The 1,318-nt window shown below is 57.6% G+C and carries 1 protein-coding gene; it reads right to left on the bottom strand.

Going from position 1 to position 1,318, the window contains the following annotated elements:
• Nucleotides 1-6: 6 nt before the first annotated feature.
• Entirely contained in the window at nucleotides 7-1,209 is a 1,203-nt protein-coding gene (locus NX780_RS25055) for an ISL3 family transposase (RefSeq protein ID WP_370663650.1), read from the bottom strand.
• Between the last annotated feature and the right edge of the window lie 109 nt (nucleotides 1,210-1,318).

Here is a 1,318-nt window from a genome sequence, read left to right as displayed (position 1 = left end):
GGTTCTTCACGGATTTCCGGGAAACGCGGCTTTAATCTTCAGGAAGAAGAAGTCGCTATCCCGGTAGCCGTAGGCCATTCGCTTCATCACTTTGATACGGTTGTTGATGCCTTCGAGCTGGCCGGTATGCATAGGCCAGCGCAGGCGAGATGCGATGCCTCGCCAGTAAGGCTTGAGCTTGGCAGCAAACTTCCTTAGTGGTTCGATCCCGCTGTCGCGCGCCATCTTCATCCAGTTCCGCCAAGCGAGCAGCCACTGCCATCCGCCGGATGTCTGCCAGAGTTCCTTGAGTGTCGTTTTCATCACGTACACCGTCATCAAAGCCTGGTTGGCGGCCAGTAGTTCATCCAGGCTTGCCTGCTGTGTCTGGGGGACGTTCTCCCGGTTGCGTAGCAATAGCCAGCGAGAGCGCTTGACGACCTTGCGCTGCGGACGGTCGTCTCGCAGACGATTCGCTTCGTCGACGCGCACCCGGTCGATCACTTCACGACCGTACTTGGCGATGACGTGGAAGAGGTCGTAGACCACACGTGCCTTTGGACATTGCTGCTGCACCTCCAAGTCGAACGCGGTATTCATGTCCATCGCGACGGCTTCGATGTTGGCGCAGCGTTCAGGGCCGAGCCATTCGAAGAACGGACGGATAGCCTCGCGGCTGCGGCCTTCGCCGACCCAAAGTACTTGCCTGCTGTCCGCATCGAGCACAACGGTGGCATAACGATGACCCTTGAACAACGCAAACTCGTCCATTACAAGCCGGGTTGGCTGTGCTGGAGGCAACGCCGCTAATGCGCGTTCGAGCTTGGCACGCTCGATACTGCGCACTGTTTCCCAGTGCAGCTGCGCCAGTTTGCACACGTGGGCCACTGGCAGCTTCTCGCACCACAAGCCTACAAACTCGGCCAGCGAGCGAGTCACCCTGGCATGGCGATCCAGCCAGAGCACGCGTTCGACTCTGGTGCCACACGTGCTGCACTTCAAGCGACGTAGGGGGACCCGCAGCCGCACCGGCTTCCCTTGCATCGGCAACTCCCGAATGATGCGCGTAGCGACATCGTGAACCTGGTAGCAATGCACTCCACACCCGCTACAAACCATTGCAGCAGTCGGATCTCGACGCAGCGTAATCCAGACAATATCGTCCTGAACATCTAATCTAGCGGCAGTAAAGCCTTCCCAGAACGGGAGGCTGAGACTATGATCTGGCATGAGAGCGGTAGGTTGAGTTGGTTGAGTTTGGTCGCACAAACACAATAACTCTTCCTTACTGCTCTCTTGCGTTTACAACAGGTTTATCCCGGTAATCCGCGATGAACCA

The sequence above is a fragment of the Massilia agri genome (assembly GCF_024753255.1).
Taxonomy (GTDB): Bacteria; Pseudomonadota; Gammaproteobacteria; order Burkholderiales; family Burkholderiaceae_D; genus Telluria; species Telluria agri.
Note: the sequence above shows the minus strand (reverse complement) of the source record. Positions and strands in the feature narration are given on the sequence as shown.

Coding starts and splice junctions, on each gene's coding strand:
- NX780_RS25055 (WP_370663650.1), bottom strand. CDS start 1,209: ATGCCAGATCATAGTCTCAGCCTCCCGTTCTGGGAAGGCTTTACTGCC.